This is a genomic window from Patiriisocius sp., assembly GCF_051252435.1.
Lineage (GTDB): Bacteria > Bacteroidota > Bacteroidia > Flavobacteriales > Flavobacteriaceae > Patiriisocius.
Window position 1 is genome coordinate 389797 of record NZ_JBPOFW010000002.1, and the last position, 13276, is coordinate 403072.

At 34.7% G+C, this 13276-nt stretch carries 12 protein-coding genes; 6 read left to right on the top strand and 6 right to left on the bottom strand.

Translation table 11 applies throughout. The features are described 5' to 3' along the window. On the bottom strand, window positions 1-393 hold the full coding sequence (locus ACSHW7_RS06840) for an acyl-CoA thioesterase (RefSeq protein WP_435678586.1): 393 nt from the start codon (window positions 391-393) through the stop codon (window positions 1-3). An 11-nt stretch (window positions 394-404) separates the two neighbouring features. After that, window positions 405-1292, bottom strand: a complete 888-nt coding sequence (locus ACSHW7_RS06845) for a DUF72 domain-containing protein (protein ID WP_435678587.1) — start codon at window positions 1290-1292, stop codon at window positions 405-407. Between the two features lie 179 nt (window positions 1293-1471). Here ACSHW7_RS06845 and ACSHW7_RS06850 point away from each other — a divergent pair, with 179 nt between their 5' ends. Both ACSHW7_RS06850 and ACSHW7_RS06855 read left to right on the top strand, forming a co-directional pair. Further along, entirely contained in the window at window positions 1472-2215 is a 744-nt protein-coding gene (locus ACSHW7_RS06850) for an outer membrane lipoprotein-sorting protein (protein WP_435678588.1), read from the top strand. 248 nt (window positions 2216-2463) lie between these two features. Further along, window positions 2464-5562 (top strand): WD40/YVTN/BNR-like repeat-containing protein, encoded by a 3099-nt coding sequence (locus tag ACSHW7_RS06855; RefSeq protein WP_435678589.1) that lies wholly within the window; start codon window positions 2464-2466, stop codon window positions 5560-5562. Between the two features lie 74 nt (window positions 5563-5636). Here ACSHW7_RS06855 and ACSHW7_RS06860 read toward each other — a convergent pair whose 3' ends face one another. Beyond that, on the bottom strand, window positions 5637-6998 hold the full coding sequence (locus tag ACSHW7_RS06860) for an NAD-dependent succinate-semialdehyde dehydrogenase (protein WP_435678590.1): 1362 nt from the start codon (window positions 6996-6998) through the stop codon (window positions 5637-5639). Window positions 6999-7166: 168 nt separating this feature from the next. Between ACSHW7_RS06860 and ACSHW7_RS06865 the strand changes: the two genes are divergently transcribed. Together ACSHW7_RS06865 and ACSHW7_RS06870 are read left to right on the top strand one after the other, a co-directional pair. Beyond that, on the top strand, window positions 7167-7571 hold the full coding sequence (locus ACSHW7_RS06865; protein ID WP_435678591.1) for a glyoxalase: 405 nt from the start codon (window positions 7167-7169) through the stop codon (window positions 7569-7571). Between the two features lie 212 nt (window positions 7572-7783). Beyond that, window positions 7784-9049, top strand: coding sequence for an OmpA family protein (locus tag ACSHW7_RS06870; RefSeq protein ID WP_435678592.1), 1266 nt, complete (start codon window positions 7784-7786; stop codon window positions 9047-9049). A gap of 106 nt (window positions 9050-9155) precedes the next feature. Here ACSHW7_RS06870 and ACSHW7_RS06875 read toward each other — a convergent pair whose 3' ends face one another. After that, window positions 9156-9839: a DUF2461 domain-containing protein gene (locus tag ACSHW7_RS06875; RefSeq protein ID WP_435678593.1), complete on the bottom strand. Its 684-nt coding sequence runs from the start codon at window positions 9837-9839 to the stop codon at window positions 9156-9158. Between the two features lie 66 nt (window positions 9840-9905). Between ACSHW7_RS06875 and ACSHW7_RS06880 the strand changes: the two genes are divergently transcribed. Then, window positions 9906-10331 carry a hypothetical protein gene (locus ACSHW7_RS06880; protein WP_435678594.1) on the top strand — a complete coding sequence of 142 codons (426 nt, stop codon included), beginning with the start codon at window positions 9906-9908 and terminating at the stop codon, window positions 10329-10331. A gap of 86 nt (window positions 10332-10417) precedes the next feature. On the opposite strand, the gene ACSHW7_RS06885 is transcribed toward ACSHW7_RS06880, so the two are convergent. Further along, a complete protein-coding gene (locus tag ACSHW7_RS06885; RefSeq protein ID WP_435678595.1) occupies window positions 10418-11050 on the bottom strand; it encodes a porin family protein in 633 nt (210 codons plus the stop codon). 161 nt (window positions 11051-11211) lie between these two features. Next, entirely contained in the window at window positions 11212-12306 is a 1095-nt protein-coding gene (corA, locus tag ACSHW7_RS06890) for a magnesium/cobalt transporter CorA (protein WP_435678596.1), read from the bottom strand. An 87-nt stretch (window positions 12307-12393) separates the two neighbouring features. Between corA and ACSHW7_RS06895 the strand changes: the two genes are divergently transcribed. Then, window positions 12394-13185 (top strand): LytTR family DNA-binding domain-containing protein, encoded by a 792-nt coding sequence (locus ACSHW7_RS06895; protein ID WP_435678597.1) that lies wholly within the window; start codon window positions 12394-12396, stop codon window positions 13183-13185. The last annotated feature ends 91 nt before the right edge of the window (window positions 13186-13276 follow it).

The window sequence follows — 13276 nt, forward strand, 5'->3', positions numbered from 1 at the left end:
TTAATCATCAGAAAATCTATCTTTCACATATTCTATTTCGGTTTTACCGTGTGCTTTAGGTTTTCCATTTTCGCCCAGACTTACCATAATAATAGTATCGATAGTAATAATGACCTCACGCGTCATTTTATTTCGTACTTCGCAAGCTAATGTCAATGAAGAATTGCCATATTTTGTAGGCTCCAATCCTATTTCAATAATATCTCCTTTTTTTGCAGAACTTCGGAAATTTATCTCACTCATATATTTAGTTACTGTTCGAGGATTCTCCAACTGAATAATCGAGTAAAGCGCGGCCTCCTCATCAATCCATTCGAGCAATCGCCCACCAAATAAAGTGCCGTTGGGATTTAAATCTTCTGGTTTGATCCATTTACGTGTGTGGAAATTCATAGTGATATTTTTTAAAATAGTGTGTCAGGTTTATCCATATTTGGGATGTGAAGATCAGTGCCAAATCGTTCATTCGCTTTCTCAATAAAATGTGCAGATAACAATGGCGACGCTTTTTCAATATTCTGGTGAACGAAGAAATATATATTCTGCAATCCTTGCAAAAACCATACTTCTAATCTGTCGAGCCAATCATCGAGTCTGTCATAATCACTTTCATGATTTGCGCCATTATATCTTATAAATGCCGTATCGCTTGTCATTCGCATATGTAATAAATCTCTCCGCCCAGCGCTATCCACAATCACATTTGTAGCATTATATTTTTCCAAAATGTCATAGAGTTCATCGGCAACCACTTCATCATTAAACCAATCTGTATGTCTAAATTCGACCGCTACTTGCATATCTTTCGGTATAGCTTCAAAAAATGGAACTAAGCGGTCTATATTCTTTGGTCCAAATGTACCGTGCATTTGCACAAAAGGCATTTGAAGTTTCTCTTTTAAATTTGAAGCGTTTAACAAATATTCATTTAAATAACCTTCAAAATCATTTAACCGTTTCCAGTGGGTTACCCCTTGAAACATTTTAGGGAAAAACCTAAAATGAGGTGGAGTTTTATCATACCAACCGGCAAAAACATCGGCCGAAAATATGCGATAAAATGTAGCATTCAATTCAATACTGTTAAATTGAGTACTGTAATAGGTAAGTTCATCTTTAGTTCCTCGCGGATAAAAACCTTTGAGGTCTGCCCTATTCCACTTTGCGCAACCTACATAGAGGTTAGGTTTGTCGCTTACTTTATATTTTGACAGCTGCTTTTTTGTATCCGGATGGTCTGGCGGTAACGCAAAATCTATTTTGGCTGGGTTATCTACACTTCCAAATTTCATTTTAAAATGGTTTTACGTAAAGATACTTTACAATTAAATTTTTGGCAAGGCTTTTGAAATACTAAACAAGTGGTGGATGTTTAAAATTTCCGAAGAAAATATTTTATGAAATTGTAACAATCCAAAAACCATTTAGACTTATATTTATAATAACGTAAAAAACACTAAAACTAAAACACATGAAAACAATAAAAACGCTTATAGCTGCTTTAGTAATTATGGTCGTAGCACCAGCAATGACGGCTCAAACAGCAGACGAAATTTTAGATCAATATTTTGAAAACACTGGCGGTGTTGAAGCTTGGAACAAACTTGAAGGAGTTAAAATGTCTGGTTCAGTAAGTCAAGGAATGGAAATTCCTGTTGATATGTATCAATTGACCGATGGTAGACAAGTTGTCAAAATTAATATTCAAGGACAAGAATTAACACAAGGTGCTTTTGATGGTGACACGATGTGGGGAACAAATTTTATGACCATGATGCCTGAAAAAAGTGATGCAGAAGCAGCTGAAAACATGAAACGCAACGCTGGTAGTTTTCCTACTCCGTTTCTAAATTATAAGGAAAAAGGATTTGACGTTGAGTATTTAGGAAAAGAAACTCAAGAAGGAACTGAAGTTTTTAAAATGAAACTTACAATGAAGCCAATTTTAGTTGACGGAAAAGAAGAACCAAATGTTTCTTTCTTCTATTTCGACACTGAAAATTATGTGCCAATTATGATGGAGGCGGCTATTCCTTCAGGAGAAATGAAAGGACAAATGAGCAAATCTACTTTTAGTGACTATCAAGAAGTTGATGGTCTTTACTTCCCTTTTTCAATGGGAATGGGTGGTGTAGGAACTTTTACAATTAAAGAGATTACCCTTAATCCAGAAGTTGACCCAGCATTATTTGCATTTCCAGAAGATAAAAAATAATCAAATCTTCATAAATCAAAAAAAATCCCCGACTATCGGGGATTTTTTTTATGTCTAGTTTTTCTGAAATTTTCTTCGGAAATTGTAACAGTTTGTATATTTAGTCAACTAATACACAAATCAAAAAAATAGCACATTTCAGGAATACACATCCTATGTTTTCTGAAATTTGGTATTTCAACTAACTAACGACGCATCTATTCTTTCATTTGAATGTATGCTTTTGTCTAAACTAAAAAACATTGAAAATGAAAAAAATCTTTATTCCAATACTTACGGTATTGATGGCAATTCCCTTTGCAGGTAATGCGCAAGAAGAAATTTCGTTAAAAGGAAAAGAACTGTTTGGTGACATGAAAGCCCGCCACATAGGACCTGCTTTAATGAGTGGTCGTATCAACGATCTTGAACTGCACCCAACAAATCCTCGAATTATTTATACGGGTACCGCTGGTGGTGGTGTTTGGAAATCAAACGATGGAGGAGCGACCTTCGCTCCTATTTTTGATGAACACGTGCAATCCATTGGTGTCGTTACACTTGACCCAAAAGACCCAGACAATATCATCTGGGTTGGAACTGGAGAAACTTGGACGCGTAATTCAGTTTCAATTGGTGATGGTCTATTTAAATCAACTGATGGAGGCTCTAACTTTAAGGAAGTTCCAGGGTTCGAAAATAGTGAACGAATTACATCGATTGTCATCAATCCAAAAAACACGAACGAAATGTTCGTAGGCGTACTTGGAGCTTTGTGGAGCGATAGTACAGACCGCGGGGTTTACAAATCTAACGACGGTGGAAAATCTTGGAATAAAATTTTATATGTGGGCCCTTCCACAGGAGCAAGTGATGTAATTATGGATCCAAACAATCCGAACGTGCTTTATGCTTCTATGTGGCAGTTTCGTCGCACAGGTTGGGGGTTTAATTCTGGAGGCTTAAATAGCGCACTTTACAAATCCACCGATAGCGGTGCAACTTGGAACAAAATCCATTCAGGGTTTCCAAGTGGACAATTGGGACGTATTGCAATAGCAGTAGCTCCGAGTGATTCTAATATTCTATATTCGGTATTAGAAACAGAGGACAAAAGCAAAAACGGACTTTGGAAATCGACAGATGCCGGAAAAAGTTGGGAACATTTAAATAATGATTTTGGTTTGGTCGTGCGTCCGTTCTACTTTTCTAGAATTGTCATCGATCCTAAAAATCCAGATATCGTTTTAAAAGGAGGTTTGAGCGGTTCTATAAGTAGAGATGGGGGAAAGACCTTTAAAGACCTCGGAAATATGCACAGTGATATCCATGATTTGGCATTTCATATCAATGATAGTGACATGATTTTTTCTGGAACTGATGGTGGTATCTACCGCTCTTGGAATGGAGGAACTACGTTTGAAATTGTTGAAAATTTACCTCTATCCCAATTTTACCATATTAGCGTTGACGATGCAGAACCCTACAATGTATATGGCGGTTTACAGGATAATGGAGCATGGTATGGTCCATCATCATCGCCAGGTGGCGTAAATGCACGTGACTGGAACAGTGTGGGCTACGGTGATGGTTTTAGAGTTTTAAAACACCCTACAAAAAATATTGTGTATTCTGAAATGCAAGGTGCCGAAAACGTTTGGCGCTACGACATAGATAGAAACAGAACAAAAACAATCCAACCACTTCCAAAAAAGGGAGATGCTGAATTGAGATTTAATTGGAATGCTCCAATGGCAGTTAGCGCACACCAGCCTGATCGCTTTTATATGGGAAGTCAATTTGTGCATGTTTCCGATGATATGGGAGATACTTGGAAAATTATTTCTCCAGATTTAACTACCAATGACAAGAGCAAGCAGGACCAATCTAGTAGTGGTGGATTATCTGTAGATAATAGTGGTGCTGAAAATCACACTACCATTTTTACTATTGCAGAATCTCCTCTTGATCAGAACATTCTTTGGGTAGGAACCGATGACGGAAACGTACAAGTAACGCAAGATGGCGGAAAATCGTGGAATAATGTAACCAAAAATCTAACTGGAATTCCTGCAAATACATGGGTGTATCATATTGAAGCAAGTGTACACGGAAAAGGAACTGCATACGCTGTTTTTGAAGGACATACAACGGGAGATATGAAACCCTATGCAATGAAAACCACCGATTTTGGAAAAACTTGGAAATCGATAATTTCTGCAGACATTCAAGAAAATGCTTTTGTGCGCAACATTCAAGAGGACTTTGTAAATGAAGATTTACTTTTTCTTGGTACCGAAATGGGACTCTATGTTACTATAGACGGTGGAAAAAACTGGTCACATTTTACCAACAACATGCCTCCGGTTGCCGTTCATTTTATTGATATGCAAAAGCAAACAAACGATATTGTGATGGGAACGCACGGTCGTGGTGTAATCATCATTGATGATATTAGTCCATTGAGAGAACTAAACCAAGATGTCCTTGCAGAAGATGTTCATTTCTTTAAAACAGAACCTTTTGTTATGACTGAAGATAGTGGGTTTTCGGGAAGTTTTGGAGCAGAAACACAATTTGTAGGAGCAAACAAATCAACTTCAGCGAGAATCATTTATTATTTACAGAAGCGTCACACCTTTGGTAAAATGACAATGGAAATTCAAGATATGCAGGGAAATAAAATCACAACTCTTTCTCCTGGAAAATCTAAAGGAATCAATGTCGTAGAATGGGATTTCAACACGACGAATCCTAAAATGGCTGCTGCAAAAACAATGGCATATGGAGGTTTCACTTCTCCACGTGCCCCTGCTGGGAAATATAAAGTAGTATTGACCAAAGGGAAAGACACCTACGAACATACGATTGAAACGAAATATGATGAAAAATCTATTACTACTGTTGCCGACCGCAAAAAACAAGAAGCTTTGACGCAAGAAATGTTTGAGATGGTGGAAGATTTAGCATATATGGTTTATGAAATTGGTCAAACCCAGTCTAAAGCAAAAGAAGTAATTGACGCTGGAGGAAAAGGTGTAAAAGAAGCTCAAACTTTATGGGATGCTTTGGAAAATTTGAGAACAGACTTAGTAGTTACAACTGGTGATAATTATGTAGCAAGTGCAGAGCCAGAACTCCGCGAGCGTATGGGCGAACTTTATAGCAATATTGCAACCAACTACGACAATGTTTCGGGAAGATTGATGCAGAATTATGAATTGATTAAAGACGAGTTTGCAACAGAGCAGGCACGTTATGCAACCATCATGGATAAAGAAGGGAAAAAATTCATGAAAGCTTTAGACAAAGCAGGAATGGAGGCTCCAGAAATCAAATCAAAAGAAGAGTTTTTAAAGAAAGATTAAAATTATAATTATTCCAATAAAAATCCCCTCAACATTCTTGAGGGGATTTTACTTTATATATATAATTGAATGTACTATTTAGCAATATAAATAGTTTTTCTATTTAAAAACTCTCTAATACCGTGTTTGCTAAGTTCTCTTCCATATCCACTTTCTTTAACGCCACCAAACGGTAAACGTGGATCGCTTTTAACCAAGCTATTTATAAACACGGCACCTTCATCAAATTTATACGCCATTTCTTCAGCTGCTTTAATGTCTTTTGTAAAAATTGAAACGCCCAAACCAAATCGAGAATTATTACTCAGTGCAATCGCTTCTTCAATATCTTTAAATGTTGTTATTGATAATGCTGGACCAAAAGTTTCTTGGTTAAACATATCCATTTTTTGGGTGACTCCGCTCACAACTGTAGGTTCAAAATAGGCACCTTGTCGCTTACCTCCTATTTCTAGTTTTCCACCTGCTTTAATCGTGTTTTTAACTTGTTCTTCAAGTTCCTTGGCTAAATCTTCGCGAGCCATGGTTCCAATATAGGTGTGTTCATCCATTGGGTCACCGCTTTTTAACTCCCTCACTTTTACTAATAATTTTTCTATAAATGCTTCGGAAATTTGACTATCAATCAAAAGTCGTTTACCAGCGATACAACTCTGTCCCGTATTTTGAAATCTTGCCTGGACACAAATATCAACCGTTGTATCGATATCGCAATCTTTTAAAACCACCAATGCATTATTTCCACCCAATTCTAAAACCGTTTTTTTAATATTCTTTCCAGCAGTTGCAGCTATTGCACTACCCGCTGGGCCACTTCCCGTAAGTGTTACAGCTTTTACGATTGGATTTTCAATGATATTTTCAACAGCATCACTATTGGCAAGTAGTGTTGTAAAACAATTATCTGGGAATCCTGCTCGCTTAAATACTTTTTCAATGTTTAGTGCACTGCCAAAAACATTACTCGCGTGTTTTAAAACCCCAATATTTCCCGCCATCAAAGCAGGAGCGGCAAATCTGAATACCTGCCAAAATGGATAATTCCAAGGCATCACGGCAAGTACAACTCCCATGGGTTCGTAGCTTGTGTAGCTTTTTTTAGCATCTGTTTTAATGATTTCATTTGCCATATGACTTTCTGCTTCTTCTGCGTAATACTCACATACCCAAGCACATTTTTCAATTTCTGCAATTGATTGTGTAATGGGTTTTCCAATTTCAGCAGTCATTATTTCGGCATATTCACGCGTGTTCTTTTTTAATTCGGCGGCTGCGGCTAGCATTAGTTTTTTTCGGTGGTCGAATGTAGTTTCTCTCCAACTAAAAAAACGTTTGTTTGCTTTTTCTAAAATTTCAGAAATTTCAGACTTTGTATGCGTTTTAAAAGTTTTGATTTCATTACCGTTATACGGGTTTATTGAAGTTGTTGTTCCCATTTTTTTGTTTTTCCTTAAAGGTAAAAACTAACTGATACATTAACATTTTGATTAAGACGACTTTAACGAAATTAGTAGTTTATACTGTTGATAGCCCTGTTTATAACTATCTATTGAAAATCATGGTATAAGTATTGTAACCTGTATATTTAATAAAAATCAAATACCATGGAAACAAGAGATGCAGCTTTACTCGCAATAAGACCCGAACTACCTACTGCGAAAATTATTGAAGGGATGTCTAGCGAAGAGAAATTTCAGAACAAAACAATACGGCCTATTGCAAAATTGCAAAATGATTTAATGGTTTTGGTGTTTAAAAATTATATAAGAAAGCATAAAAATGTTTTCTATAATCTTACCATTGACCAGCGTTTAGAGTATATCGATAATGCCATACAAAAAGACATTAAATTTAGAAATGCGTTGAAGGGAATGGTCATCGGTCAATTTACTTCCAGTGAATACTTATTGTACATTGAAAATTCTTCAGCATTGAACAAGAGGATGATGAATATTGTTAAAGAAAGACTAAAAAACAATATGTTGGAGTTTGAAATTGTTTTAGGATAAAATTATAAAATAGGTGTTCAAAATTTATATAAATTACTGATTTTTAATATTTTACATAAATTTTGAAAATTTTAAATCTATAAGGTTTGAATCTAGAATGTTAATGTATTAATAAACTTTTATAAACGGCTTCTTCAATTCATTTAGTGGGTTACTTTTGTCCAATAAAACAAACAAATCAAAACCCAAATAAAATGAAAAAATTATTATGTGTGCTAGCTGTAGCACTTATTTCCTCAGCAACTTTTGCTCAAGATTCTGCTTCTGCATTCAACAAATGGTCTGTTGAATTAGGTGGTGGTTTAACCAAGCCCTCTTCTCCTTTGGCACCAGGATATCGTGTAAAAGGAATGGCTCCTTATCAAGCTTCTTTAGGTGTTCGTTATATGATGAACGAAAAAGTAGGTTTAAGAGCTACTTTTGGTTATAATGATATTTCAGGAGATGATGAAGGTGGATTTTTACCTTTTGAAACTAAGTATTACAGAGCTTCTCTTGAAGGAGTTGTAAATCTACGTAACGTATTAGGATTTAATGATTTTTCTAATTCTTTTGGATTATTATTCCATGGTGGTGGAGGTTATTCATCAATTGATTACCAAGAGCCTGTTGACCTTGACGAAAATGATTCTGCTTTTAATTTAGTTGCTGGTATTACGCCACAAATTAAATTAGGAAATCGTGTAGCATTTTTTGCTGATGTTTCGTTAATTTCAAACGTAGGAATGGAGCGTTCATGGGAAGGTACACAGTTGATTACAAGCAACAATAGAAGAATCGATGACGGTTTATTATATAATGTATCTGCAGGTTTCAATATCTACTTAGGTAAAAATGATGTGCATGCTGACTGGTATAGCAAAGAAGACGCTATGATGAGCGAAATTGAAGAACTTCAAGAGCGTTTGTCTAAAGTTGAAACGGATATGATCGATACTGATCAAGATGGTGTTCCAGATTACTTAGACAGAGAAAAGAATACTATGAGTGGTGTTGCTGTCAATACTAAAGGTATTGCTGTTGACAAAAACAATAATGGAATCCCTGACGAGATTGAGCCTTCTTTAGATGCTCGTTACTTGAATAAAAATGACTATAATCCTAATTCAAATTCAACTTCTGGTTCATCTACTGTTAAGGATCTATTAGATAAAGGATATGTAAACGTTTATTTCGAATTCAATAGTACTAGACCACAAACATATTCTTTGGAAGCTATTAACTACCTTAAAGTTTACATGAACGAGAACCCAAGTGCTACTGCACAGTTAATTGGATATGCTGACGAACTTGGAGATGCTACTTATAATACTAATCTTTCTGAAAAGAGAGCGAAAAAAGTTTATGACATCTTAGTTGCATCAGGAGTAAGCGAAAGCAGACTTTCTCATACAGGTAGTGGTGAAGATACAAGTGTAGATAAAGGTTCTTCTGAAGCTAGACAACTTGTAAGAAGAGTAACTTTTAAATTGAACTAATTATTAGATAGTTTCAATTATAAAATTGATAAAGCCGTTCTCATTTTGGGAACGGCTTTTTTAATTTACTTCGGAAATATTAATTGATTACTATAATTGTATTGTTTTACAAAATTGACTCACCATTTAAATCTGTCGTAAGCACATCGCTCATGTAATCATAGAATGGGCGTAATAGTGAGTAATGATATAAAAGCTTCTCTCTAAAGTCAGCAGCAAAGACTTCTTCATCTGTAAATGTGTGCTGGACAAAGTAACTTTTTAATCGTATCAAATCAATATTCGGGTCTTCTTTACTAAACCCTTTTGGGGCTGTCTTTACTCGATATGCTTGGTTGAAACCTGAAAATGCTTTTTTGAAATCTTTTTGGTTTAATATTTTTCTAATTTCCGAAGCATCCATTTCAAACTCTTTTCGAATTCTTAGCAAGTCTGCTGGTTCAGGTACAAAAAAACCACCAGCCATTAAAGAATTGCCGGGCTCGAGTCTTAAATAATAGCCACCTCTGCGTTGCGCTCCTGCTCTACTCCAACTAACACTGCGATGTACATTATACGGAGTTTTGTCTTTGCTGAAACGTATATCACGATTGATTCTGAAAATTTTTTGCTTGGCAATTTCGTCTGTTTTGTTTAATCCTTTTAAAATTTCAGCGTAAAAAAGTTTTAAAGATTTTTCACTGTCTAGATATTCTTTTTTATGTTCATCCATCCAATCTTTATGATTGTTTTGTTTGAGTTTGTTTAAAAATTGAAACGATTCTTTTTTAATCTGTGCGCTCTTTGTCATTGGATATAAATTGATACGTGATTAAAATTACTATATTTATAAGGAATAACCTTAAACCAACTAATTATGAACAACAAACCAAATAAGGCATTCTGGATCATAGCCGTCGCCGCACTCTTATGGAATTTAATGGGATTATATCAATTTGGATTAGCAACAATTTTAATAGACTCCACAGAGTCAATGGTCACTCCAGAAGTCTTTGAAATGATGAAAAATGTACCTACTTGGTATTTAATAGCTTTTGGAATTTCTGTATTTACAGGAGTTTTAGCGTGTATTTTATTATTAGCTAAAAAGAAAATTTCTGTGTTACTTTTTCTAATTTCATTAATAATGGTGCTTATATCTCAAGGTTACTGGGTGTTAGGTACAGATGCTATTAAATTAATGGGAATGCAATCAATGATAATGCCCATTGTAGTTATTGTTATTTCAATATTTCTATACTATTACAGCAAGGGCGCTGCAAGGAATGGATGGCTAACATAGTAGAACAAAAAAGTCCCGAAACTCATTTTGAATTTCGGGACCTTTATTTGGTGAGAAAATCTCACTCTATACTGTTGGTTATCAAACTAGAATTTGTAACCAACAGATAATGATAAGTTAGAATTTGTGAAGTCATCACCAAAAACACCTTCGTTGTCATCATCATTTACGTTAGATAGTCCAATGATATATCTAGCTTGAAAAAACACACCCATTGGTAATTGATAAGCAAGTCCACCACCAACACCTAAATCGATAGTAGAAATATTGTCGCTTACATCTAGAGTTTCGTCTGTTTCAGAATCGCCACCTGTTTGTATAGTTTGTGCTTCGGCTTTTACATTGATTCCAATTTGTGGTCCAGCTTCAACACTAAAACCTTCAACAAAATAATATTTCGCCATAATAGGTACGTTGATGTAATCTAATTTAAGTTTCGATTCTATAGTTCGTGTAAACCCAAATATAGAAACTTCATCTTTTTGTTGTAATCCTTGTTGAGAGTAAATTAATTCTGGTTGCACTGCAAACTTTTCGCTTAATGGAATTTCGGCTACAAAACCTATATGAAATCCTGTTCTTCCATCTGCATCTTCAAGGTCGTCTCCAGTAAGTTTAGCAAAATTGACACCTGCTTTTGCTCCCAGTTTTAATTCCTGTGCAATGATTGAACTTGTTCCAAACACGGCTACTGCTACTACTAATAAAATTTTTTTCATGATTTAGTTTTTATTGTTTGCACAAATCTAACTTACCTTATATATAAAATTTCATAAGAAGATATTAAAACTGTCTTAAAGGAATTTTTAAATATTTTACAAAAAAAAGTCCCAGCATCACTGGAACTTTTTCACTTTTAATGAATTATCAAAAAAATATCCTACAACCATTTCTTCTTCTTGAAATAATATAACAACCCAAAGAACACTAAAATCATAGCACCCCATAAAACAAAGTATCCATATTTATATTTTAGCTCTGGAATATATTCAAAGTTCATCCCATAAATACCCGCCATAAATGTCAAAGGAATAAAGATTGAAGCCATAATGGTCAAAACTTTCATTACTTCGTTCATCTTATTGCTAATTGTGGTCATGTACATATCCATCAATCCCCAAATCATCTCACGATAGATATCAACACTTTCACTCACTTGAATAATGTGATCGTATAAATCTCTAATGTAGTTTTGTGTGCGCGCTTCAATCAATTCACTATCTATTTTTTCGAGTCTGTTTATTACTTCGCGCAATGGTACTACAGCTCTCCGAATACGAAGAATTTCTTTTTTTAATATTTGAATATCCTGCGTAATATCTTCATCTATGTCGTCGTCAAAAAGTTGGTCTTCGATAAATTCAATTTTAGAACTCAGTGTTTCGATAACGCTAAAATAATTATCAACGATAGCGTCCAACAAAGCAAACATTAAGTAATCAGCTCCTGCGTTGCGCACGCGTCCCTTAGAGTTTTCAAGCCTATCTCTCAATCCATCCCAAACATCGCCATCTGCCTCTTGAAATGTTGTCACATAATCTTTACCCACGACCATACTTATATGCTCGTTTATAAATTCGCCTTCATCACTATAATGAAGCATTTTAAAAACGATGTATAAATATTCGGGATATTCATCCATTTTAGGACGTTGATTAGTGCTTACAATATCTTCTTGAATTAATGGGTGAAGATTATAATACTCACCGAGCCGTTCAATTTCCTTAGTGTTATTAAGACCATTGATGTTAATCCAAGTAATATGCTCTGAAGTCTCAAAACCAAAAGCATCTTCAATACTCTCTGTATCTACTCGTCTATAATGATCTTTTGAATAATCTATAATTTCTAACTTAGTAGATTGGTTCGCTTTTTTTCCAGTATATGTAACCGTTCCTGGCGCTTCATTATGAATCACAGGTTTTTTAATATGGGGGATTTTAAAATGCCTTTTCTTTCTTTTCTTAGTTGCCATAGATAACAGTTGAATTTTAAAGATAGAAAACTAAAGTATTTATTTAATTTTAAATCTTAATCAATTCATAATTATTTAAAAAATTCAATGCTTAAAATTAAGGTACCATTTGACCCCGAATTAAAACACCACCTCATTATAGCATTGAGTTTATCGCTCTGGATATTTATTTTTTTATTTTTTACCGAACCTCTAGATGTAAATCAGTTGAGTACTTCGGAAAAGTTACTATTCCTTCCCATTTACGGTATTGTTGGAGCTATTGCGTATTTAGCACTTATGCCACTTCAACATTGGCTCTTTAACCGAAACAATGAAAATTGGTACTTACAAACCGAAATAATAATATTCATCATCTTTATCCTCGGGGGATTAATAGTTACAAGACTTGTCTATTTGTATATCATCGTCCCCAATGAACCAAACCCATACTCATTGCGCTATTTTACGTTGAGCATATATTTACCTGCGATGGTCACAATACTTCCTATTGTGATTGCTGGAAGATGGGCTTTTGGGAAGTATAAAGACAAAAAGCTAGCGGATGAAAAAATCGAAATTCAAGGAGAAGGCACGTATGAGGGATTAAAATTACTTTATAATGACTTGATCGTTATAAAAGCAGATGATAATTATATAGACGTCCAATATTTAGACAATTCCATTTTAAAAAAGCAATTAATACGTAATAAATTGTCTAAAATTTCCGAAGACTTCCCGCAACTTTTAAGAACACATCGCTCCTATCTCATCAATCCATACCATTTCAAAAAATGGGAAATGATAAAAGGTAAATTACACATTAATCTGAGCAATGAAATTATAATTCCTATTTCAAAAACGTATAGTGAAAACGTAAAAGAAACTCTAAATAATTAATTGCTGAAGATTAAATTAAAACTTAAAAAAAATAATCTTCAAATTTCACCACAGGTAACTGTAATTTCGCCCCAAAGACTTATTATTACTA

What these genes read in the sequence shown, in the direction of transcription:
- ACSHW7_RS06840 (WP_435678586.1), bottom strand. Translation starts at nt 393, where the DNA reads ATGAATTTCCACACACGTAAATGGATCAAACCAGAAGATTTAAATCCC.
- ACSHW7_RS06845 (WP_435678587.1), bottom strand. Translation starts at nt 1,292, where the DNA reads ATGAAATTTGGAAGTGTAGATAACCCAGCCAAAATAGATTTTGCGTTA.
- ACSHW7_RS06850 (WP_435678588.1), top strand. Translation starts at nt 1,472, where the DNA reads ATGAAAACAATAAAAACGCTTATAGCTGCTTTAGTAATTATGGTCGTA.
- ACSHW7_RS06855 (WP_435678589.1), top strand. Translation starts at nt 2,464, where the DNA reads ATGAAAAAAATCTTTATTCCAATACTTACGGTATTGATGGCAATTCCC.
- ACSHW7_RS06860 (WP_435678590.1), bottom strand. Translation starts at nt 6,998, where the DNA reads ATGGGAACAACAACTTCAATAAACCCGTATAACGGTAATGAAATCAAA.
- ACSHW7_RS06865 (WP_435678591.1), top strand. Translation starts at nt 7,167, where the DNA reads ATGGAAACAAGAGATGCAGCTTTACTCGCAATAAGACCCGAACTACCT.
- ACSHW7_RS06875 (WP_435678593.1), bottom strand. Translation starts at nt 9,839, where the DNA reads ATGACAAAGAGCGCACAGATTAAAAAAGAATCGTTTCAATTTTTAAAC.
- ACSHW7_RS06880 (WP_435678594.1), top strand. Translation starts at nt 9,906, where the DNA reads ATGAACAACAAACCAAATAAGGCATTCTGGATCATAGCCGTCGCCGCA.
- ACSHW7_RS06885 (WP_435678595.1), bottom strand. Translation starts at nt 11,050, where the DNA reads ATGAAAAAAATTTTATTAGTAGTAGCAGTAGCCGTGTTTGGAACAAGT.
- corA (WP_435678596.1), bottom strand. Translation starts at nt 12,306, where the DNA reads ATGGCAACTAAGAAAAGAAAGAAAAGGCATTTTAAAATCCCCCATATT.
- ACSHW7_RS06895 (WP_435678597.1), top strand. Translation starts at nt 12,394, where the DNA reads ATGCTTAAAATTAAGGTACCATTTGACCCCGAATTAAAACACCACCTC.